General features: G+C 55.7%; 17 protein-coding genes. 15 read left to right on the top strand and 2 right to left on the bottom strand.

The features are described 5' to 3' along the window. Positions 1-99: 99 nt before the first annotated feature. The 12 genes from KIH73_RS08775 (at position 100) to KIH73_RS08700 (ending at position 18060) form a co-directional block, all read left to right on the top strand. A complete protein-coding gene (locus tag KIH73_RS08775) occupies positions 100-963 on the top strand; it encodes a VirB6/TrbL-like conjugal transfer protein, CD1112 family (protein WP_219082616.1) in 864 nt (287 codons plus the stop codon). Between the two features lie 69 nt (positions 964-1032). Beyond that, positions 1033-1896 carry a radical SAM protein gene (locus KIH73_RS08770; protein WP_219082614.1) on the top strand — a complete coding sequence of 288 codons (864 nt, stop codon included), beginning with the start codon at positions 1033-1035 and terminating at the stop codon, positions 1894-1896. Between the two features lie 15 nt (positions 1897-1911). Next, positions 1912-2352: a PrgI family protein gene (locus KIH73_RS08765; protein ID WP_476695668.1), complete on the top strand. Its 441-nt coding sequence runs from the start codon at positions 1912-1914 to the stop codon at positions 2350-2352. Continuing rightward, positions 2249-4660, top strand: coding sequence for a VirB4-like conjugal transfer ATPase, CD1110 family (locus tag KIH73_RS08760; protein WP_219082609.1), 2412 nt, complete (start codon positions 2249-2251; stop codon positions 4658-4660). The genes KIH73_RS08765 and KIH73_RS08760 overlap by 104 nt, the downstream gene beginning before the upstream one ends. Before the next feature lie 31 nt (positions 4661-4691). Further along, positions 4692-6671: a C40 family peptidase gene (locus KIH73_RS08755; RefSeq protein WP_219082607.1), complete on the top strand. Its 1980-nt coding sequence runs from the start codon at positions 4692-4694 to the stop codon at positions 6669-6671. A gap of 11 nt (positions 6672-6682) precedes the next feature. Then, positions 6683-7138: an XF1762 family protein gene (locus KIH73_RS08750; protein WP_219082604.1), complete on the top strand. Its 456-nt coding sequence runs from the start codon at positions 6683-6685 to the stop codon at positions 7136-7138. 2 nt (positions 7139-7140) lie between these two features. Further along, positions 7141-7395, top strand: a complete 255-nt coding sequence (locus tag KIH73_RS08745; RefSeq protein ID WP_219082602.1) for a DUF4315 family protein — start codon at positions 7141-7143, stop codon at positions 7393-7395. After that, entirely contained in the window at positions 7385-8200 is an 816-nt protein-coding gene (locus KIH73_RS08740) for a DUF4366 domain-containing protein (protein WP_236022687.1), read from the top strand. Before KIH73_RS08745 ends, KIH73_RS08740 begins: the two co-directional genes overlap by 11 nt. Beyond that, positions 8197-10287: a DNA topoisomerase 3 gene (locus tag KIH73_RS08735; RefSeq protein WP_219082598.1), complete on the top strand. Its 2091-nt coding sequence runs from the start codon at positions 8197-8199 to the stop codon at positions 10285-10287. The genes KIH73_RS08740 and KIH73_RS08735 overlap by 4 nt, the downstream gene beginning before the upstream one ends. A 133-nt stretch (positions 10288-10420) precedes the next feature. Then, on the top strand, positions 10421-16909 hold the full coding sequence (locus KIH73_RS10980) for an LPD25 domain-containing protein (protein ID WP_236022686.1): 6489 nt from the start codon (positions 10421-10423) through the stop codon (positions 16907-16909). A 3-nt stretch (positions 16910-16912) separates the two neighbouring features. Continuing rightward, positions 16913-17857 (top strand): hypothetical protein, encoded by a 945-nt coding sequence (locus KIH73_RS08705; RefSeq protein WP_219082596.1) that lies wholly within the window; start codon positions 16913-16915, stop codon positions 17855-17857. A 14-nt stretch (positions 17858-17871) separates the two neighbouring features. After that, positions 17872-18060, top strand: coding sequence for a transposon-transfer assisting family protein (locus KIH73_RS08700; protein WP_476695667.1), 189 nt, complete (start codon positions 17872-17874; stop codon positions 18058-18060). Positions 18061-18127: 67 nt separating this feature from the next. On the opposite strand, the gene KIH73_RS08695 is transcribed toward KIH73_RS08700, so the two are convergent. Beyond that, positions 18128-18322 carry a helix-turn-helix domain-containing protein gene (locus KIH73_RS08695; RefSeq protein ID WP_219082590.1) on the bottom strand — a complete coding sequence of 65 codons (195 nt, stop codon included), beginning with the start codon at positions 18320-18322 and terminating at the stop codon, positions 18128-18130. Positions 18323-18599: 277 nt separating this feature from the next. Between KIH73_RS08695 and KIH73_RS08690 the strand changes: the two genes are divergently transcribed. The 3 genes from KIH73_RS08690 to KIH73_RS08680 are packed head-to-tail and all read left to right on the top strand — an operon-like array spanning position 18600 to position 20490. After that, complete coding sequence (locus tag KIH73_RS08690; RefSeq protein ID WP_236022685.1) at positions 18600-19007, top strand: GntR family transcriptional regulator; 408 nt, start codon at positions 18600-18602, stop codon at positions 19005-19007. 2 nt (positions 19008-19009) lie between these two features. Then, positions 19010-19861: an ABC transporter ATP-binding protein gene (locus KIH73_RS08685; RefSeq protein ID WP_219082588.1), complete on the top strand. Its 852-nt coding sequence runs from the start codon at positions 19010-19012 to the stop codon at positions 19859-19861. After that, positions 19858-20490, top strand: coding sequence for an ABC-2 transporter permease (locus KIH73_RS08680; protein ID WP_219082586.1), 633 nt, complete (start codon positions 19858-19860; stop codon positions 20488-20490). Before KIH73_RS08685 ends, KIH73_RS08680 begins: the two co-directional genes overlap by 4 nt. A gap of 204 nt (positions 20491-20694) precedes the next feature. On the opposite strand, the gene KIH73_RS08675 is transcribed toward KIH73_RS08680, so the two are convergent. Further along, on the bottom strand, positions 20695-21597 hold the full coding sequence (locus KIH73_RS08675; RefSeq protein ID WP_219082584.1) for a BRO-N domain-containing protein: 903 nt from the start codon (positions 21595-21597) through the stop codon (positions 20695-20697). Between the last annotated feature and the right edge of the window lie 131 nt (positions 21598-21728).

The following is a 21728-nucleotide window of genomic DNA, read 5'->3' as shown; positions in this document are numbered from 1 at the left end:
GTCCGAACCGTAACTTCTGACGCTGCATGAAACCTGAAATAATCCCCGCCGCGCCCTCTCGTTTGAACCGGGAGGGCGCGGGAAAGGAGGTGTACCCGCATGATAGGTGATCTCATTGGGGATTGGCTGAAAGGCATTTTAATTGACGGCATTATGGGCAACCTCTCCGGCCTGTTCGACACGGTAAATACCAAAGTCGGAGAAATCGCTTCCGACGTGGGGACGACGCCGCAGGCATGGAACGGCGGCATTTTTAGTATGCTGCAATCCCTGTCCGAAACGGTGATTGTCCCCATAGCGGCAGCCATCCTTGCCCTTGTCATGTGCTATGAGCTGATCGAGATGATTGTCGAGAAAAATAATATGCACGACTTCGACAGCTCTATGTTCTTTCGCTGGATGTTCAAATCTGCCTTCGCCATCCTCATTGTGACGAACACATGGAATATCGTCATGGGCGTTTTCGACGCCACACAAGCCGTCGTCAACCAGAGCGCCGGGGTAATCATCGGAGAAACCAGCATTGACTTTGACACGCTGCTCCCCGATCTGGAAAGCCGCCTTGAAGCAATGGACATCGGGCCGTTGCTGGGCTTATGGTTCCAGACCCTTGTTGTGGGGCTGACGATGAACATTCTATCCATCTGCATTTTCCTTGTGACCTACGGGAGAATGATTGAAATATACGCCGTGACCGCGCTGGGGCCGATCCCCCTTGCCACGCTGGGAAACGCGGAGTGGCGCGGCATGGGCCAAAACTATCTGAAATCCCTTTTGGCGCTGGGCTTCCAAGCGTTCCTGATTATGGTTGTCGTCGGCATCTATGCGGTGCTGATACAGGAAATCGGGACGGCGGAGGACATTTCCGGCGCGATTTGGGGCTGCATGGGCTACACAGTGCTTTTGTGCTTCTGCCTGTTCAAGACGGGAAGCATCAGTAAAGCCGTGTTTACCGCCCACTGACGGGAGGTGACGCATATCCGCATCGGACTGATTGACGTGGACTCTCACAACTTCCCGAACCTCTGCCTGATGAAGCTGTCCGCCTACCATAAGGCGCAGGGCCATCAGGTATGCTTCTGGAACCCTTTATTTTACTTTGACGTGGTGTATAAAAGCCGGGTGTTCACCGACACCTATTCCAAGGACAGCATCACGGTCAGAAACGCCGGACAGGTAATCAAAGGCGGCACAGGCTACGGCCCCGGCCCCGACCTGCCGGACGAAATCGAACACAGCTATCCCGACTATTCCCTTTATCCGCAGTATTCCGAAACCGCCTACGGATTTTTAAGCCGTGGCTGTCCAAGAGGCTGCGGGTTTTGCATCGTGGGCGGCAAGGAGGGCCGCAAAAGCCGGAAGGTGGCCGACCTGTCCGAGTTTTGGCGGGGCCAGCGGGAAATCAAGCTGATGGACGCAAACCTGCTGGCCTGCCCCGACCATGAAAGCCTGCTTTTGCAGCTTGCAGGGAGCCGGGCGCTGGTGGACTTTTCCCAAGGGCTTGACATCCGCCTGATAACCCGCGACAACGTGGCGCTGCTCAATCAGGTACGGACAAAGGCCGTTCACTTTGCATGGGATAACCCTGACGAGGACTTGACCCGGTATTTCCGGCAGTTTTTGGAGTGGACTTCCATCAGGAACCCACGGCTGCGCCGGGTGTACCTTTTAACGAACTACGGCAGCACCCACGAACAGGATTTGTACCGGGTAGAAACGCTGCGGCAGATGGGCTTTGACCCCTATGTAATGATTTACGAAAGGCCCACGGCTCCGCCCATCACGCGGCACTTGCAGCGGTGGGTGAACAACAAACGACTGTTTTACGCCATCCCCAGCTTTTCGGACTATGAGCCGGTGAAAAAGCTGCTGGGCGGCGGCATGGAAATGAGGTGATGATATTTGGCTTATGTGACTGTCCCCAAGGATTTAACCCGTGTGAAATCCAAGGTGGTACTGGGACTGACGAAACGACAACTGATCTGTTTTGGCGGTGCGCTTCTTGTTGGCGTCCCGCTTTTTTTATTGATCCGGGGGCGCGTCCCCACCAGCGCCGCCGCGCTGATTATGGTATTCGCCATGCTCCCCGGCTTCCTGCTGGCCCTGTACGAACGCCACGGCCAGCCCCTTGAAGTGGTGGTATGGCAGATTATCCAGTGCAGCTTCATCCAGCCAAAGGAGAGGCCCTACCAGACCAACAACGCTTACTCTGCCCTTGTGCGGCAGCACCAAATGGAAAAGGAGGTAAATGCCATTGTCCAAAAAGCAAAAGCAAGAGCCGCAGCCAAAGACGCCGGTAAAGCTCACCCGCGCCGAAAAGAAAGAAATTCAGGCCATCATCCGCAAATATAAGGGCGACGGCAGGCCCCATTCGGCGCAGGAAAGCATCCCCTATGAGGCTATGTATCAGGACGGCGTGTGCCGGGTGACGGCCAACACGTTTTCCAAGTGCATTGAATTTCTGGACATCAGCTATCAGCTCGCGCAGGCCGACACGAAAACCGCTGTCTTTGAAAACCTGTGCGACCTTTACAACTATCTGGACGCTTCCATCCACGTCCAGTTTTCTTTTATCAACCGTAAAATCGACCCCAAGCAGTACGCCAAGAGCTTTGAGATCAAGGCGCAGGGGGACGACTTCGACGACATCCGGGCCGAGTATTCCGGCATCCTGCAAGACCAGCTTGTGAACGGCAACAACGGCCTGCAAAAGCGCAAGTTCCTGACCTTCACCATTGAGGCTGACAGCCTGAAAATGGCCCGCGCAAGACTTCGCCGGATTGAAACCGACCTGCTGGGCTACTTCCGCACAATGGGGGCCGTGGCATGGGTGCTGGACGCGAAAGAACGGCTGGAAGTCATGCACAGCATCTTCCACCCGGACGGGGAACCGTTTCATTTTGACTGGAAGTGGCTGGCCCCGTCGGGGCTTTCCACCAAGGATTTCATTGCCCCGTCCTCATTCCGCTTCGGCAATGCCCGGATGTTCGGGCTGGGCGGCAAGTACGGGGCCGTGAGCTTCCTGCAAATCCTCTCCCCGGAGCTGTCGGACGAAATGCTGGCCGACTTCCTCAACACGGAAAACGGCATTGTCGTCAATCTCCATGTGCAGGCCATCGACCAAGGGGAGGCCATTAAAACCGTCAAGCGGAAGATCACCGACCTTGACGCCATGAAGATACAGGAGCAGAAACGGGCCGTCCGCAGCGGTTATGACATGGACATACTTCCCAGCGACCTTGCCACCTACGGGCAGGACGCGAAAGAGCTTTTGAAAACCTTACAAAGCCGAAATGAACGGATGTTCCAGATCACCTTTCTGGTGCTGAACACCGCCGACACCCGGCAGAAGTTGGAGAACGAAATCTTCTGGGCTTCCGGCGTGGCGCAGAAGTACAACAATTCCCTTGTCCGGCTGGACTACCAGCAGGAACAGGGCCTTATGAGCAGCCTGCCGCTGGGGGCCAGCCACATCAAAATCGAGCGTTCTTTGACGACTTCCAGCGTCGCCGTGTTCGTCCCGTTCGTGACGCAGGAGCTTTTTCAGGGCGGCAACGCCATGTATTACGGCATCAACGCCAAGACCGGCAACATGATTATGCTGGACAGAAAACGGGCGCGCTGCCCCAACGGTTTGAAGCTGGGGACGCCCGGCAGCGGCAAGTCCATGAGCTGCAAATCCGAGATTTTGAGCGTGTTCCTCTGTACGCAGGACGACGTGTATATCTGTGACCCGGAGGCCGAGTATTACCCCCTTGTGCAGCGGCTCCACGGACAGGTGGTAAAGCTGTCGCCCACCAGCAAATCCTATGTGAACCCGCTGGACATCAACCTGAATTATTCGGAGGATGAAAGCCCGCTGGCCTTAAAATCCGACTTTGTGCTGTCGTTCTGTGAGCTTGTCATGGGCGGCAAGAACGGGCTGGAAGCCATTGAAAAGACGGTGATTGACCGGGCGGTGCAGGTGATCTACCGGCCCTATCTGGCAGACCCCAAGCCGGAGAATATGCCGATCCTTTCGGATTTGCACAAAGCCCTGTTAGACCAGCATATCCCGGAGGCCGACCGGGTGGCGCAGGCCCTTGATTTGTATGTGAACGGCAGCCTGAACGTGTTTAACCACCGCACCAACGTCAACATCGAAAACCGCATTGTGGCCTTTGACATCAAGGAATTAGGCAAGCAGCTCAAAAAGCTGGGGATGCTCATTGTCCAAGACCAGATTTGGGGCCGCGTGACCCAGAACCGCAGCCAAGGCAAGGCGACGTGGTATTTCTGCGACGAGTTCCATTTGCTTCTGCGGGAGGAACAGACGGCGGCCTTTTCCTGCGAGATTTGGAAGCGGTTTAGAAAATGGGGCGGCGTCCCGACAGGTGCCACGCAGAACGTGAAAGACCTGCTTTCTTCCCCTGAGATTGAAAACATTTTGGAGAACAGCGACTTTATCTGCCTGTTAAATCAGGCGTCCGGCGACCGGAAAATCCTTGCGGAACGGCTGAACATTTCCCCGCAGCAGCTACGGTATGTGGACAATTCGGAACCCGGCGAGGGGCTTTTGATTTACGAAAACGTGATCCTGCCCTTTAAGAACCCCATCCCGCAGAACACCCAGCTTTACAAGATTATGACGACCCGGTTAGGCGAGGGGGCCACGGTATGAGGCACAGAGCCACCAAAGGAGGTGAACCGCCATGAAGCCCTTAAAACCCCGTAACAAGGTGACGCAGCGCATGACCCGCGACGGGCTGACGCTGGATAACCAGACCACCGGCGAGAGCGTCAACGTGTCCAGCCGGGAGGCCGAGCAGGAATATACCGCCGAGCCGGGCGGCGCTGCGGAAAAGGTACTGGAACGGGCCGGGGACATCCGCGACCGCCATAAGGCGAAACAGGCGGCCAAGGACGCCGGGGACGTGGTGACGGAGGCAGGCGAAGCCCTGCACCGGCCATCTTCCCGGCTGCAATTTACCGCCGAGGAACGGGCTGACCCCCAGCTTTCCAAGTACATCCACAAGGCAGAGAAAAAGGCGGATAAGCTGGACGCCGCCAAAGACGCGCTGCCGAAAAAGCGCGTTGTCACCAAGGAAACCGTCTATGACGAGGCATCCGGCAGGGCCAGAACCAAGCTGCGCTTTGACAAGGTGGAGAAGCCCGCGCCCCAGCTAAAGCCCAATCCCATGAGCCGCCCGGTTCAGGAAGCCGGGCTGTTCGTCCACGGCAAAATCCACGAAGTCGAGCATGAAAACGTGGGCGTGGAGGGCGGCCACAAGGGGGAGGAACTTGCAGAACGGCAGGCGGGCAAGGCTATCCGCAGCGGCATCCGCCGCCATAAGCTCAAACCCTATCGGGCCGCAGCCAAGGCGGAACGGAAATCCATTGCCGCCAACGCCGAATACATCTACCAGAAATCCTTGCGGGATAACCCGGAGCTGGCGCAGGCGGTGAGCAACCCCGTGTCCCGGTTCTGGCAGAAACAGAAAATCAAGCGGGACTACGCCAAGGCAGCGAGGGCCGCAGGCCAGACGGCACAGGGCGCGGCGGGAGCCGCCGCCAAGACCGCGCAGGCCAGCGCCGCAGCCGCGAAAAAAGCCGCAAAGAAAAGTGAAAAGGCCGCGTCCTTTGTGGCCCGCCACTGGAAAGGGGCGCTGGTGATCGGCGGCGTGGGCCTTTTGCTGCTGATGATTATGGGCGGCCTGCAATCCTGCACCGCCATGTTTGGCGGCACCGGGACGGGGCTTGCGGCCACGTCCTATCTGTCCGAGGACGCGGATATGCTGGGGGCCGAAGCCGCCTACGCGGAGTTGGAGGCCGACTTGCAGCACGAATTGGACAACTACGAAAGCCTGCACCCCGGCTATGACGAGTACCGCTATGATCTGGATGACATCGGCCATGACCCCTATGTGCTGACTTCCATCCTGTCGGCGCTCCACGGCGGGGCCTACACGCTGGATGAAGTACAGGGCGACCTTGACCGGCTGTTTGGGCTGCAATACACTCTGACGCAGACCATTGAAACGGAAACCCGCTACCGCACCGAAACGAGGACGGACAGCGAGGGCAACACCTATACCGTGGAAGTGCCATACACCTACTACATCTGCAACGTGAAGCTGGTAAACAACGACCTGTCCCACCTGCCTGTTTCCATTATGAACGAGGAACAGTTGAGCTTCTACGCCGCCTATATGCAGACGTTAGGCAACCGGCCCGACCTGTTCCCCTCTGGCAGCTATCCTAACGCTTCCACCGTCAAGGAACCGACCTACTATGAAATCCCCCCGGAGGCTTTGGAGGATGAAACCTTTGCGGCCATGATTGCGGAGGCAGATAAGTATGTGGGCTATCCCTATGTGTGGGGCGGCAGCTCACCCAGCACCAGCTTTGATTGTTCCGGCTTTATCAGTTGGGTAATCAATCATTCCGGCTGGAACGTGGGACGCCTGACGGCGCAGGGCCTTTACAACATCTGCACCCCTGTCACGGCGGATCAGGCCAAGCCCGGCGACCTTGTGTTTTTCGTCGGCACCTACGACACCCCCGGCGTGTCCCATGTTGGGCTGTATGTGGGTAATTCCGTGATGCTGCATTGCGGCGACCCCATCAGTTACACGAACCTTAATTCAAGCTACTGGCAGCAACATCTTTACTGCTACGGCAGACTGCCATAAGGGGGACGCCTATGTTGAGCCTGACCCCTGTTTCACTTTCCGAGGCCAACGCCTTTGTCGCCCGTTACCACCGGCACCATAAGCCGGTTGTCGGCCATAAGTTTTCTATCGGCTGCATGGCAGACGGACGGCTGGTTGGCGTCGCCATTGTGGGACGGCCTGTAAGCCGCTATCTGGACAATGGCCTGACGCTGGAAGTCAACCGGCTTTGTACAGACGGCACCAAAAACGCTTGCAGCTTCCTTTATGCCGCCGCATGGCGGGCGGCGCGGGCTATGGGCTATCGGAAAATCATCACCTACATTCTCGACACGGAAAGCGGCGCAAGCCTGCGGGCCGCCGGATGGAAATGCGCGGGGCTGGCTGGCGGAAAACGCTGGACGGGAAGCCGCCGACCTGCCGCTGACCTTTACCCCGCGCAGATGAAATATCGCTATGAACAATCCATTGACGAAAGGAGTTTTTGACTATGGCAACCAACAAACTTGACCGTATCGAACGGGATATTCAGAAAACCAAGACCAAGATCGCGGAGCTGCAAAAGCAGCTTCGGGAGCTGGAAGCGGCAAAGACCGAACAGGAAAATTTGCAGATCGTCCAGCTTGTGCGCGGCCTGAACATGACGCCGGAGGAATTTGCCGCCTTTGTACGCGGTGGCGCTTTGCAGGCACCCCCAGCCCCGCAGCCGGAGTTTGAACAGGAGGACAATGCCGATGAAGAATAAGAAAATCATCCGTACCTTTGCCGCGACGCTGGCCGTTATGCTGTGCTTCGCGGCCTTTTCCACCACCGCCTTTGCCGGGGGCGTTGACCCTGACCCGGAACCGCTGCCGGAAACCACGGAGGCCCCGGAAGAAGTGCCGGAGGAAACCGAGGAACCCACCACCGGGGGGATCGAGATGGAGCCGGAGGGCGTACCCGTCACCCCGGAGGGCAACGCCGCACTGGTGGATGATTTCTACGGCGATAAACAGCTTATCACCGTTACCACCAAGGCAGGCAACTATTTTTATATCCTGATCGACCGGGCCAACAAGGACAAGGAAACATCCGTCCATTTTCTCAACCAAGTGGACGACGCCGACCTGCAAGCACTGTTGGAGGACGGCGAGGCGGAGCCGGAGGTTTGCACCTGTGCGGAGAAATGCGAGGCCGGGGCTGTCAACACCGCCTGCCCGATCTGCAAAAACAACCTGACGGCCTGTGTGGGCGCAGCGCCGGAGGACGAGGAACCGGCAGAAACCGCCGAGCCGGAAGAAACCGGAAACAGCATGGGCGGCCTGATTGTGTTCCTTGTGGTGCTGCTCATTGGCGGCGGCGCGGCCCTTTACTTCTTCAAGTTTAAGAAGCCGAAAGCCAGTACCAAGGGCAATGACGATCTGGACGAATACGACTTCGGGGAGGACGAGGACGACGACGAGGACGAACCGGCCCCGGAGGTGGACGACGACACCGGCGAGGTGGAGGCCAGACCGTTAGACGACTATTTGCTGGATGAAGATGAACCGAAAAAGGAGGAGGAAGAATGAGTTATCAGTTAGTGATCGCAGAGAAACCGAGCGTCGCCCGCAGCATTGCGGGCGTCATCGGAGCCACCAAGAAACAGGACGGCTACATGGAGGGAGGCGGCTATCTGGTGAGCTGGTGCATCGGCCACCTTGTTTCCCTTGCCGACGCCGGGGCTTACGACCCACGCTATAAGAAATGGGCCTATGACGACCTGCCGATTTTGCCGCAGGAATGGCAGTACATCATCCCGGACGAGAAGAAAAAGCAGTTTGACATCCTGCGTTCTTTGATGGAGCGCCCCGACGTGGACGGCCTTGTGTGCGCCACTGACGCCGGGCGCGAGGGGGAACTTATTTTCCGTTTCGTCTACCAGATGGCAGGCTGCAAAAAGCCGTTCAAGCGGCTTTGGATTTCCAGCATGGAGGACGCCGCCATCCGGGAGGGCTTTGCCAACCTGAAACCGGGGGCCGACTATGACAACCTGTATCAATCGGCCCTGTGCCGGGCGCAGGCCGATTGGCTGGTGGGGATCAACGCCACCCGGCTTTTCTCCATCCTCTACCACAAGACCCTGACCGTGGGCCGTGTCCAGACGCCTACCCTGAAAATGCTGGTTGACCGGGAGGCCAAGATCAGCGATTTCAAGAAAGAGAAATATCACGTTGTCCATATCGCGGCGGGCGGCATGGAGGCGGCCAGCGACCGCGTTTCCAGTGCTGCCGACGCCGACGCCACCAAGACGGCCTGTGCAGGAGCGCAGGCCGTTTGTGTATCGGTGAAGCGGGAGAAAAAGACGGAGCAGCCGCCCCGCCTCTACGACCTCACGACGTTGCAGCGGGAGGCCAACCGTCTGTTTGGATTTACCGCCAAGCAGACCCTTGACTACGCCCAGCAGCTTTATGAAAAGAAGCTGCTGACCTATCCCCGCACCGACAGCCAGTATCTTACCGACGATATGCAGCCTGCGGCGGAAAGCATCGTGTCCGGCCTGTGGCCGCTGCTTCCTTTTGCGGCGGGCCTTGACATTGCCCCGCAGTTTGGCCGGGTGCTGAACAGCAAAAAGGTGAGCGACCACCACGCCATCATCCCCACGATGGAGTTTGTGCAAAAAGGCTTTGACGGGCTGACCGAGGGCGAAAAGAAACTGCTGTCCCTTGTGTGCTGCAAGCTGCTGTGTGCTGTGGCCGCGCCCCATGTGTTTGAGGCCGTCACCGCCACATTCACCTGCGCGGGGAAAGAGTTTACCGCCAAGGGCAAAACCATTCTCACCCCCGGCTGGAAAGAGATTGACCGCCGTTTCAGGGCGTCGTTCAAGACCGACGCCGACGAGGACGCGCCGGAGCTGGCGCGGGAGCTGCCGGAGATCACCGAGGGCCAGACCTTTGACAAGGTGGAGGCTTCTATCACCGAGCATTTCACCACGCCCCCGAAGCCCTACACCGAGGACACGCTTCTGTCGGCTATGGAACGGGCCGGGGCCGAGGATATGCCGGAGGACGCCGAGCGGCAGGGATTGGGAACCCCGGCCACCCGCGCTTCCATTCTGGAAAAGCTGGTGCAGATGGGCTTTGTGGAACGGAAAGGCAAGCAGCTACTTCCCACCAAGGACGGCCACAACCTTGCCTGCGTCCTGCCGGATGTGCTGACCTCTCCCCAGCTCACCGCCGAATGGGAAACCAAGCTGACGGCCATTGCCAAGGGCGAGGCTGACCCGGAGGGCTTCATGGCTGGCATTGAGGAAATGACGCGGGGCCTGATTTCCGGCTATTCGCAGATCAGCGAGGACGCGCAGAAATTGTTTCAGGCCGAGCGCGTGGCTATCGGCAAGTGTCCCCGCTGCGGCGAAGCTGTCTACGAGGGCAAGAAGAACTATTACTGCGGAAACCGGGCCTGCCAGTTTGTCATGTGGAAGAATGACCGATTTTTTGAGGAACGGGGCAAGGCGTTCACGCCGAAAATCGCCGCTGCGCTGCTCAAAGACGGAAAGGCAAAGGTAAAGGGCCTGCGCTCCATGAAAACCGGGAAAACCTACGACGGGACGGTGCTTCTGGCCGATACCGGCGGGAAATACGTCAACTATCGTATTGAACGGAGGGACAAAAACTAAAAAACAGCAAGCATAGGAAGTGTAGCCACACTTCCGGCAAATCCCTGACCCGGCCCACCCTGCCGGGCCGGGGATTTTGCTTTTTGGGGCATATCCCCAAACCCCTTGATTTTTTCAGAAAGGAGGGCTGCCGATGGCAAGTCTTAGGGACGTTGTATCGGAATATCAAGACGACCTGCGAAACGGCATTGCATGGCTGGCGTTCTGGCGTGAGGGCCGGAGCTGGCAGGCAGAGGCGTTTCACCTTGATCTGGACGACACCCTTTATCCAGAGGACAGGGCGCGGCTTGCGGAGATACAGGCCGCCGACCCACAGGCCGTTGTGGTGAACGGCTACTATTCCGGCTATCTGTCCGAGGAAATGGGCGTGACGGAGCTGGCTGCCGGTGTGCGGCACCACTACGACAACGGCCTGAACAACATTTCCCCGTTCATAGAGGCCCACAGCGACGAGCTGCCGCCGGATATGTTGGAGGAAGCGCGGGAAAAAGCCCATGCTGCCGGACTGCCGTTCTATGAACGCCCCTACCGAGGGGACGACATCGACCCGTACACCTATGACGGCCACATGAGCATTGAGGACTACGAATTGATGCAGAAATTGATGGAGCAAGACCGGGAACAGGATCGCCCCAAAGAAGCCGTCCCGCTGGAAATAAGCAACGGCCTGATGCTGATTGATACCAGCCGTACCGCTTTTGATATGCAGGCTATCCAGAACCGGCGCTTCATGTTCTCCCCACAGACCGGGGAACTGATTTTAGGCAGGCAATACCGAGGCAATGCCCTTGTTAAGAGCCATGCCGAGGAACACGGGGAAAGCGGCGCGAAAGCCCCTTTTGACAGCTTTCTTCGCGGCTGGGTTGGGACTGGAAAAGATTACAAAGACGGCGTGATCCACTTTGCCCCGGCGATTGACGCCCGCAATCCAGAACAATTTGACCATGCTTTTTCCACAGTGGAGATGTTCGCCCGAAATGGAGCCAACGGCAAAACCGTCATTCGCGGTTTTGGGGATGTATGGGAGCAACCATTATCTGAACTTATCCCGGAAAGGAGTGAACCCATGAGCGAAATATTTTCTATCCTGCTTCATAACCGCCAGCGTTATGAACAGGGCAAAGAGGGACTTTGGCTTGCTTTGCCGACCACAACCGAAAAGCTGCAAGAAGCCCTGCGGGAAATCGGCGTCAGCGCCGACAATCCGCAGGACTTTTTCTTGTACGACTATCGAAGCCCACAGGAGCGTCCTGTCAAGCTGCCCCGCGATCTGGTGCTGTCCGCCAATGTGGACGAACTGAACTTCCTTGCCGCAAGGCTGGAAAAGCTGGACGCCGCCGAGCTTGCGGAGCTGAACGCCGCCCTGACAAGCCCGCAGAGCGATTTCCACAGCATCGGCCAGATCATCGACTACCCCGACAACGTGGATTTCTATGTACATCTGCCGGATGTCACCGGCACCGGCCAGTTGGGGGACTACTACCTGAACCGTTCCGGCATGGTGGATATGCCGGAGGAATGGAAAGCCGGGATTTTCCTGCCCCGCTTTGGCCTGCATATTGCCAATACGGAGCATGGTGTTTTCACCGACTATGGCTATCTGGTGAAAAGCGGCGACGAATGGCAGCGTGTCTATGAGGGACAGCCAGTGCCGGAGGAATACCGGGTGATGGCCTATCCCCAGCCGGAGGCCGACCGGGAAGCCTTTCGCACCGAACCGGCGGCCCCCGCCGCTGTTCTGCCGGAGGCAGGCCCGATTATCATAAAAGGCATGACTAAAGACGAATACATGAAAGAGATCACCGACAGGCTGGAAGCCGGAGTGCGGGGTGTTCTGGACGGTGAGAATTATAAAGCCTACCTCACCTCAATGTCCAAGTTCCACACATACAGTTTCCGAAATACCATGCTGATTTTCTTGCAAAAGCCGGACGCTTCTCTGGTAGCTGGTTTAGGGAAATGGCAATCGGAATTTGAACGCACCCGAAAACAGGGCGAAGCCGGGCTGAAAATCATAGCCCCTAAATTCTACGCAGTCAAAAAGCGCGTTGCCAAGAAAGACCCTGACACCGGCGAACCCATCAAGGACAAAAACGGCAAGCCGGTGATGGAGGAACAGGAAATCACGGTGCCGGACTATCGTGTGGTATCGGTGTATGACGTAAGCCAGACCGAGGGCAAGGAGCTTCCAAAGACCCATGTGGATATGCTGTCCGGCGACGTGGAGCAGTTTCAGGATTTGCAGGCGGCTTTGGAAAGATCGTCCCCCTATGCTATTTCCATTGAGCCGGTTTTGGACGGAACCAAGGGCCGCTGCTTCTATCTGGAACAGCGGATCGCCGTCAATGCGGGCATGAGCGAATTGCAGACCCTAAAGACTGCCATCCATGAAGTCGCCCACGCCCGCCTGTATGAGAAAAACAGCCATCTTGCAGAGGATAAGCAGCCAGACAAGGCCACCCGCGAAGTGCAGGCCGAGAGCGTCGCCTATGCGGTATGCCAGTATTGGGGGCTTGATACGTCGGACTATTCTTTCGGGTACATTGCAAATTGGAGTTCCGGCAGGGATTTGAAAGAATTGCAGGCGTCCCTTGAAACGATCCGGGCCGCTGCCAATGACCTTATCAATGAAATGGAAATCCACCTGTTAGAGCTTCAGCAGGAACGGCAGGCCCAGCAGGAACACGCGGCCCCGGAACAGGCCGCCGAGCAGCCAGCGCCGGACAGTGTGTTTGCCAAGCTGCCCCCGGAACAGCAGCAGGAAATGACCGACAGTGTAAAAGCCATGCTGCAAACCCTGATTGACGCCGATGTGAAAGCCACCGGCGAGGTGACGCAAGGCACGTTGGATGCCATTCAGACACAGGGCTTTGTCCTTTCCGACGACGGGACGCTGCAACGGGCCGAACCCCGGCAGGAGCCGCAGGCGTGGAATGGGATTGACGGCCTCTTGAATGAAAAGCCATTGATGCCGGAGGCATCCCCGGTGGAACGGGCCGCCGCGCTGGTGGCGCTGGCCGAAAAGGACGGCCCGCGTTTGGGCGACGGAGAACGCCGCCTGATTATGGAATATGCCGAGGCCGTGGGCGACACCGATAAGGTGATCGAGCTTATCAACCGTCTGTGCAAACAGGGCTTTGAACTGCAACACGGCTACATGGACGACTTTATGAAAAGCCAGATGGAAAGTGAAATTGCCGTTGCAAGGGCGGAACAGACCATAGCCAACGACCCAGCATCGGAGCCGATTGTCACGATTATTTGGAGTGAAAGCCCCCACCTAAAAGACGGCCAACAAATGCCGCTGCATGAGGCTGACGCCATTTTCCGGGCGCTGGACAGTTCCAAACGGCTGGAACGGGAACAGCCCGACTACACGGGGGGCTGGTACGACAAGACCAAGTTCCGCATTGACTTCTCGTTTCAGGGGCAGCCGGACAACTACGAGGGGCGGCAGGATTTTGGCGACGGGGACGGTTCCCTGATTGAGCATATCCGGGGCTATCACGAATACTACGCACAGGATGAAAGCTGGAAAAACCATGTGCTGAAACATGAGGGGCCGGAGGCATGGGAGGCAGACAAGGCCCAGCGGGAAATGCTTCTGACTGAATTTGTCCCCTATATGGAGCTGCATTGTAACCTGTCCCGGCTGGAACAGGAGGCGCAAACCCGTCTGGCGTCCGGCGAAACCCTGACGCCGGAGGAAACAGCCTACTATGGGGCGCTGGAAAACTACGTCAAGGAGTGCCGCCCGCTTCTCAATCAGGGACAGTATCAGTTGCCGGAGCCGCCGAAACTTTCTGACTTCGACCAGAGCTTGCAGGATTACAAAGCGCAGGTACAGGCCGAGATCGCACAGGAAGCCGCTGACGCCGGTATGACCGTGGAGGAATACGCGGCGGCTGGCTATGAGGCCTCGGCAGCACCAGAGCCGGAGCTTGCCCCGGAGGAAGCCCAAGAGCCGCCACAACAGGAAGCCCCGGAACAGCCGACAAAGGAGCCTGCGGCGTCCGACTACTATTATTCCATCAATGAGGGGGCGGCCCGCCGCGCCAAGGAGATGAGCAGCTATTCCGATTACAAGCCCGGCAGCGCCACGGCGGAGTACCGGCATTATGTGGATAATGCCTTTGAAATCGCGCAGGCACAGAAAAAGCGCGTTGATCCCATGTACCATGAGAAAATCGACAGCCTGCTTGACACCTACGCCCGGAAGCTGGCCGCCAACATGAACCACAGCTATGCTATTGACGCCCGTGTTCCTTCCATCCTGATTGCCGGTGGTTCCAATTTCCCGGTACGCCAGAAAGAAAAACAAAACGCAGCCCGCGACAGCAATATGCAGGAATGGCAGTACATCCAAGGGCTGCTTGATAAAATCCGCAGTACCGGCATGGGCGGCATCCGGCAGGACGACCCGCAGGCCATCCCCAAGCTGGAAAAGAAGCTGGCCGGTCTGGAAAAGGCGCAGGAAACCATGAAAGCCGTGAACGCTTACTACCGCAAACACGGTACGCTGGACGGCTGCCCGCACCTTTCCCCTGAAAATCTTGAAAAGCTGAAAGCGGCTATGGTGTCCGGCTGGCATTATGAAAAGAAACCCTTTCAGAGCTGGGAGCTGTCTAACAACAACGCGGAAATCCGCCGCATCCGGCAGCGGATCGACAGCCTGACCCGCGCCAGAGAAACCGTCTATGTGGGCTGGGAGTTTGAGGGCGGCCATGTGGAGGCCAACCGGGAACAGAGCCGTTTGCAGGTGTTCTTTGAAGATAAGCCGGACGCTGACGCCCGCCAGCAGCTAAAAGAACACGGCTTCCGATGGGCGCCAAGCGTCGGGGCATGGCAGCGGCTTTTGAATGGGAACGCCTATTACGCCGCCGACCGCATTTCAAGTATTCAGCCCCTTACCGGCGAGAAACCCACGGAGCTGCAACGCAGCAGCATCCGGCAGCAGCAGGCGCAGATGGCACAGGCCCAAGCCGAGCCGGAGGAATGTGTCTACCGGGTACACGCCGCCACCCGCAGCGACAGCCCGGAAAACCTGTACTTGCTGCAAGCCTATGTCCCGCAGGCGGACGGCACCATAAAAATCGGGGCGGTTCTTTATGGGGGGACGGAAGAAAAATGCCGGGAATTGCTGGATCAGCTCAACACCGGGGAGCTGACGCAGGAGGCCGTCAAGGAGCTGTACGCCAAGGAACAGGAGCAGCCACAGGAACCGGCCCCCGAACAGGAGGCAGCACCAGAGCCGGAGCCTGCCCCGGAACAGGAAGCCGGGCCGCAGGCCAAGCCCATGACCGACTTGCAGAAAAAGGCGGTGGAAATCGCTGGCCGCTACAAAGACCTGCCCCTACAAGGCAAGATTGATATAATCGCGCAGGCGTTTGGCTGCAAGACCGGCGAAATCCGCACGTCCCCCTGTACCGGCAAATGGCGCGGCACCAGTGATATGTCCATCCACTTTGACAACGGCGCGTCCCTGTTCATCGGCAACCACCTGACGCCAAAGTCCAAAACCGTAAAGGTACAGACAGAATGTGTCAATAGTGCATTGGTGCATTTTAACCCGGAGATCGTGCAGGCCACCAAGGAAGCCGCCCTGCCTGTTCTGTTGCAGCGGGAGGCCAAGGACAACGAGATCGCCGCCCAAAAGGGCCTAAAGCCCTACACGCTGCTGAATGTGGAGTTTAACGACGGGGCCGACGAGCAGACCGGCGGCTATATCGGCTGGTACTATGTGACGCTGGCCGTGGACGGAAAAATCTGCACCCATCTGGAAACGGGATTGAGCCATGATATTGCAGACGGCAAGGTGAGCGACACCCCCACGCGGGCAGACTACTTCACAGCGGGAGCTTTGAAAGAAACCGATGTGGACTATGTGTTCAACAACGTGGGCTTTTCCTCTGCGTCCACCCTCTATACGCTGCCGCTGCGGGAGGATGTACGGGAACGGGCGGAACAAACGCTGGCCCAGCGCAGCGCCGACCAGCCGGAACGGGACACCTTTTCCATCTATCAAGTGCCTGCTGGCCCACAGGGGCGCGACTTCCGTTATCGGCCCTATGAGGAATTGCAGGCCGCAGGGCTTACTGTGGACAGGAAAAACTATGCGCTTGTCTACACGGCCCCGCTGGACAAAAAGACCACATTGGAGGATATTTACCGCACGTTCAACGCCGACGACCGGCCCGCCGGTTTCCGGGGACACAGCCTGTCCGTTTCGGACGTTGTTGTGGTAAATCGCGGTGGCAAGGAGGAAGCCCATTACTGTGACAGCATCGGGTTTACCCCTGTGCCGGAGTTTATGCAGGAAAGCCCCATCAAGACCGCTGAAATGTCCACCGAGCAAAATTACAACATGATTGACGGCGTATTGAACAATGCCCCGTCGATGGGGGAACTGGAAGCCAGAGCAAAGGCCGGGGAACAGATTTCCCTTTTCGATGTGGCCGAGGCAGCCAAGGCGGAGGACAAGAAGCCGAAGCAGACCCGCCCGGCGTCCAAGAGCGCCCAGCGCCAGAAAAAGCCGTCCATCCGGGCGCAGCTTAAAGCCGCCAAGGAGGAACAGGCCAAAAAGCCGCCGCAGCGGGAAAAATCAAAAGAATTGGAGGTGTAGGCCGTGAACAGATTTGAAAATGTGGATGTGCTGGCCGCGCTGGAACAGCTTATGCGCCAGAACACCGCCTTTTACCGCAACGATTTTGAAATTGACAAAGAAATCATCCGGCAGGCCGCCGCCAGTGACAGGGCCGAGGACAAAACGCTGCTGTGGATGTCCCGCCCGTCCGGGACGTACTGTTTTCGGGAGCGCGACGTTTTCCTGCAAGATACCCGGCAGCACAACACATGGCGTTTTTATGGGGAGCAGACCCGCGACCGTATTCTGGCCTACGCCGTGGAGCTGACCGGCAAGGTGGGCGGAAAGATACGGGGCAATCTCTATGAGCTGGACTATCCCCAGCATTTCCGGCACGTCGCAGCCGAGGCGGTACAGGCCGACACCATCATCCTACACTATGAAAAGGGCAACCGGGAACAGCCCGCCAGCCTGTATTTTGACGGACGGCCTGACCCCAAGCTGGGGGCGTTCCTGCGGTATGAGGCAAAACCCAATGAGCCGGAAAACCTGCGGGAAGTGCGGCGGCAGGAGCAGAAAGGCCGGGAGCAGCTTGCTTCCGGCGACTTCAAAGCCCACGTCACGGCGCTGCATGACCGCCTGATCCGGGATGAGGCCCAGCGCATTGTTGCGGAAATGAAAGGTCTTTCTGCCCCCAACAGCCCCAACAAGACGCATTTCATGGTGGAACTGTCCCCCTATTTTACGCAGATCGCGTCCAGCAGGGACACCGACCGCCTCTTTTCCATGCTGCCCTACAAATCGCTGGTGTTTACCGGCATGAAAGACCGGCATGGGATATATGCCATGATAGGCAAAGACGAGAGCCGGGACAAGGAAGTGCGGCGGCCCCGCGCTTCCATCCGAAAGCAGCTATCCGAAACCAAACAGGCCCAAGCCCCGAAAAAGGCCCCGGCCCGCACCAAGAAAAACGAATTGGAGGTATGACAATGCAGTTTAATGTGGAGGAAGAAAACCTGATTTGTCTGTATCACAATGCCGACCGGCGCAGGACGATGGCGAAGCTCCATGCCGCGCAGCCGGATATGGACGGGGAAATGGCGGCACTGGCCCGCCAGACCCTTACCAAGCTGGACACCATGACCGACGCCGACTTTGAGGCGTACCAGTTCCATTTCACAGACGAGTAAATAAAACATAACGAAGCGCCGGGCGCGGGGCTGTATGGCCTCTGCGTCCGGCGCTGTTTTTTTGCCTTTATGCCTGCTCCATCGGGAAATTCGGCAGGGCTTCCAACAGTTTCATAATCAAGTGTTGTTTCATATCCTCGTCTACGGCCAGCTCGTCGATCATGGGGGTATAGTGTTCAATCACTTTTTCCGTAGCCCACTTCTCGCCTGCGACGGCGGCCTTAATCGTGGCGCTGTCCAGCAACATTTCCTGTTCGGGCATCCTATACACTCCTGTCTTTTTTATGCTTGTATCAGCATAACACAGAACCGGGAGAAATACCAGCGGCGGAAACATTTTCCTACGCATTTAGAAGCCCTCTCTGGTGGGGATTGGATAATCTGTCCTGCCTGCCCGCCGACCATGCCGGAAAAGCCTTGCTGCGGCTGGCTTATTACCACCCTAAATGCGTAGACAGGAGGCGATTTGTTAAATTTCCATGAAATTGTCTTGCCCTATTGACAACCGACTTGTTGCGTATTATACTGTACTTGTCAATATGATACAGTACAGAACGGAAGGCGGTGAGATTTTGGAGATTGTTGTAAGCAACAAGACAAGTCGGCCACTCTATGAACAGATTGCAACGCAAATTAAAACCCAAATTATGAGTGGCGACCTGAAAGCTGGTGAAGCACTTCCCTCTATTCGTGCATTGGCTAAATCATTGCACATCAGTGTGTTGACAGTGCAGAAAGCATACGATCTCCTTCAAACAGACGGTTTCATAGAAACGACGGCAGGAAAGGGATGCTATGTTTCTGTCCAAAACCAAGATTTTTATTTGGAGGAACAGCAGAAGAAAATAGAGGAACATTTCAGCGAGGCAATCGAAATAGCGCGTACAAGCGGAATTTCACTGAATAAGTTGGTTGATCTACTAACACTTTTGTATGAGGAGGATTGAATATGAACAATGCTTTGACGATTTCAGAGCTTACCAAAACATATAAGGATTTTGTTTTGGATAAAGTTTCTTTTTCTGTTCCAGAAGGTTCCATCGTAGGGCTGATTGGCGAAAATGGCGCTGGGAAAAGCACGACAATTAACGCAGCTTTGGGGCTTATTCAAAAGGACGCAGGGTATATTTCTATTATGGGGAAAGAAGAATTGGACAATGATACCAAAGAACAGATTGGCGTTGTTTTTGACGGCAGCAATTACCCGGAAATCCTATCTCCCAAAAGGCTCAACCGAGTAATGAAGAATATCTATCATTCATGGGACGAACACACATATATGTCCCTTTTGAAAAAATTCTCATTGCCTGCCGATAAACAAATTAAACAGTTCTCAAAGGGAATGAAAATGAAGCTGGCAATCACCGTGGCATTGTCCCACAATTCTAAACTTCTGATTTTGGACGAAGCGACCAGCGGCCTTGACCCTGTAATCCGGGACGATATTTTGGATATGCTGCTGGATTTCGTGCAGGATGAAGAACACTCCATACTGGTTTCTTCCCATATCACCAGTGACTTAGAAAAAATTGCCGATTACATCGTGTTTATCCATGAAGGGCAAGTGGTCTTTTTCAAGCCGAAAGATGAATTAACAGAGCAATACGGCATCATCAAATGCGGGGCTGCCCAGTTTGATGCCTTAGACAAAAGCGATATTATTGTGTATCGAAAAATGGACTACGAGTGGCAGATTTTGGTTTCAGACAGAGAGGAAATGCAGAGGAAATACCCGAAAGCAATGGTGGTTCCGGCAACGATTGACGAAATTATGCTTCTCTATGTAAAGGGGGAAAGATGATGAAAGGACTTTTATTGAAAGACCTGTATATTGCCAAAAGCAATATCCTTGTAATAATCGGTAGTTTAATCGTTTTGGGGTTTGGCCTTTCGGTTTTGATAGAAGCAAGTGCGCTTTTGGTTTTGGCTCCCCCATGTGCCACGACAGCAGTTTTTATCAGTATCACAAGCGATGCAAACTCGAAATGGAGTAAGAACGTAATTACCATGCCAGTGTCAAGAAGCCAGATTATTGGAGAAAAATTCATTCTCTTTATTATTCTTTCTGTGTTAGGGATCATGGCAGCCCTTATTCCATGTGGTGTACTTGCAATCTTTGGCGCTGAAATAACATTGGCTTCTTTGTTGCTGTATGGCTCCATAGGGGTAAGTGCTGCTTTGTTTGCTGGCTGCTTTAGCCTTCCATGTGCATACTTTTTTGACCCCGATAAATCGCAGATTGTTTTTTTGATGTCATTTTTGGCTTCGACGGGCATTATTGTTGCGCTGGTACTTCTTATCAACCTGTTTATTCCAGTGAAAGGAAATATCCTTTTGCCATTCAATATTGTACTCATTATAGCTGCCATTTTCTTTTTCGTATCACATAAAATCGCAGTTATGGCCTATCAGAAAAAAGATATTACTTGATAAAAGCCAATACAGAAGTTAAAAGCGCCGGACGCAGGGGCCAACAGGCCGCCGCGTCCGGCGTTTTCCTATGGGTTGTTTTCTACGCATTTCAAAGCCTGTTTCGGCGGGGATTGGATAATCTGTCCCGCCTGCCCGCCGACCACGCCAGAAAAGCCTTGCTATGGCGGGGTTTTATCGGCCTAAATGCGTAGAATGTAGGCGTTATTCATCCTTGTTGTCGTCTTTTTCCTCTGTTTTCTCTGGCATGGCGGCGGCATCCTCTACAATATCCGTTATAAGCTGCCGGAAGTCTTTGGCGTTTTGGGAAGTAATCACCGGCTTTCCCGTTGTATCTTCAATCTCTTTCCGGGTATTTCCCGCAATCGAACCGCCTTTTTGCGCCACTTTCTGATTTTCAGAAAAAGTAGCGGGCTTTACGGTTTTAGAAATCTCCGTTGTGGTAGCTTCGGCAAGCATTGTCAGAACCAGTTCCAGATCACTCATGTTGTCCCGGAGGTTTTCTTTTTTCAAGCCTTTCAGTTTCTTGTACTGCCGGGTTGTCATGCCAGACCATGCGCGGGAAATCTCGTCAGTCAGGATTGCGTATTCCTTTCCCTTTTCCACGCCACGCTTTTGCCACTCGTCTGTCAGCTCATTGCGGATGCGGATTGCCAAAAGGCGCTGATGTACCCATTCCTCGGAATAACCTTTTTTCAGATAGGTTTCTAACGCCCGGTCAATGGCCTGTTCCGGATCAATGGTTTCTTCAATCCGTTCCCGGCCCACCCTTGCCAGCCACGCCTTAAACGGCTCGGCTTTCGGGGAGGGAACAGACTGGATAATCCGCAATAGCTGTTCTGTATTGGCAACGTCAGTTTTATACCTTTTCCCATCGGAGGACAGCATTTTCAGTTGTACGATTTTCTCGTACAACTCAACCGCACCCTCTTTTTTCAGCTTCCGCTTTAAGTCACTCCAATACCGGCGGGGATTTTCTGTGCCGGTCAAAACGGAAATAACGTCCACAATGGAAAAGTACCATTCTTCTTGTTCTTCGTCCCATGCGGTGCGGATTTTTTTATCTTCAAATAGCTGGATCGCGTCAGTATTTATCAATTCGCTCATTGCTGGCTCTTCCGGTTTTCGTGTGTGTCGGGTTCATGGTTGTGAGATTCGTTCCCGTATGGTTTGTCTGAATCCTCCGGCGTGCAGGAGGCTTCTGGTGATGTAGTTGCCGAGGTTGGTGAAGCCGAGGG

Source organism: Bifidobacterium phasiani (genome assembly GCF_019331775.1).
GTDB classification, from domain to species: domain Bacteria; phylum Actinomycetota; class Actinomycetes; order Actinomycetales; family Bifidobacteriaceae; genus Bifidobacterium; species Bifidobacterium phasiani.
The sequence above is the reverse complement of the archived record's forward strand: the minus strand, read 5'-3'. Positions and strand labels throughout refer to the sequence as shown.

What these genes read in the sequence shown, in the direction of transcription:
- KIH73_RS08775 (WP_219082616.1), top strand. Translation starts at nt 100, where the DNA reads ATGATAGGTGATCTCATTGGGGATTGGCTGAAAGGCATTTTAATTGAC.
- KIH73_RS08770 (WP_219082614.1), top strand. Translation starts at nt 1,033, where the DNA reads ATGAAGCTGTCCGCCTACCATAAGGCGCAGGGCCATCAGGTATGCTTC.
- KIH73_RS08760 (WP_219082609.1), top strand. Translation starts at nt 2,249, where the DNA reads ATGCCATTGTCCAAAAAGCAAAAGCAAGAGCCGCAGCCAAAGACGCCG.
- KIH73_RS08755 (WP_219082607.1), top strand. Translation starts at nt 4,692, where the DNA reads ATGAAGCCCTTAAAACCCCGTAACAAGGTGACGCAGCGCATGACCCGC.
- KIH73_RS08750 (WP_219082604.1), top strand. Translation starts at nt 6,683, where the DNA reads ATGTTGAGCCTGACCCCTGTTTCACTTTCCGAGGCCAACGCCTTTGTC.
- KIH73_RS08745 (WP_219082602.1), top strand. Translation starts at nt 7,141, where the DNA reads ATGGCAACCAACAAACTTGACCGTATCGAACGGGATATTCAGAAAACC.
- KIH73_RS08740 (WP_236022687.1), top strand. Translation starts at nt 7,385, where the DNA reads ATGAAGAATAAGAAAATCATCCGTACCTTTGCCGCGACGCTGGCCGTT.
- KIH73_RS08735 (WP_219082598.1), top strand. Translation starts at nt 8,197, where the DNA reads ATGAGTTATCAGTTAGTGATCGCAGAGAAACCGAGCGTCGCCCGCAGC.
- KIH73_RS10980 (WP_236022686.1), top strand. Translation starts at nt 10,421, where the DNA reads ATGGCAAGTCTTAGGGACGTTGTATCGGAATATCAAGACGACCTGCGA.
- KIH73_RS08695 (WP_219082590.1), bottom strand. Translation starts at nt 18,322, where the DNA reads ATGCCCGAACAGGAAATGTTGCTGGACAGCGCCACGATTAAGGCCGCC.
- KIH73_RS08690 (WP_236022685.1), top strand. Translation starts at nt 18,600, where the DNA reads ATGATACAGTACAGAACGGAAGGCGGTGAGATTTTGGAGATTGTTGTA.
- KIH73_RS08685 (WP_219082588.1), top strand. Translation starts at nt 19,010, where the DNA reads ATGAACAATGCTTTGACGATTTCAGAGCTTACCAAAACATATAAGGAT.
- KIH73_RS08680 (WP_219082586.1), top strand. Translation starts at nt 19,858, where the DNA reads ATGATGAAAGGACTTTTATTGAAAGACCTGTATATTGCCAAAAGCAAT.
- KIH73_RS08675 (WP_219082584.1), bottom strand. Translation starts at nt 21,597, where the DNA reads ATGAGCGAATTGATAAATACTGACGCGATCCAGCTATTTGAAGATAAA.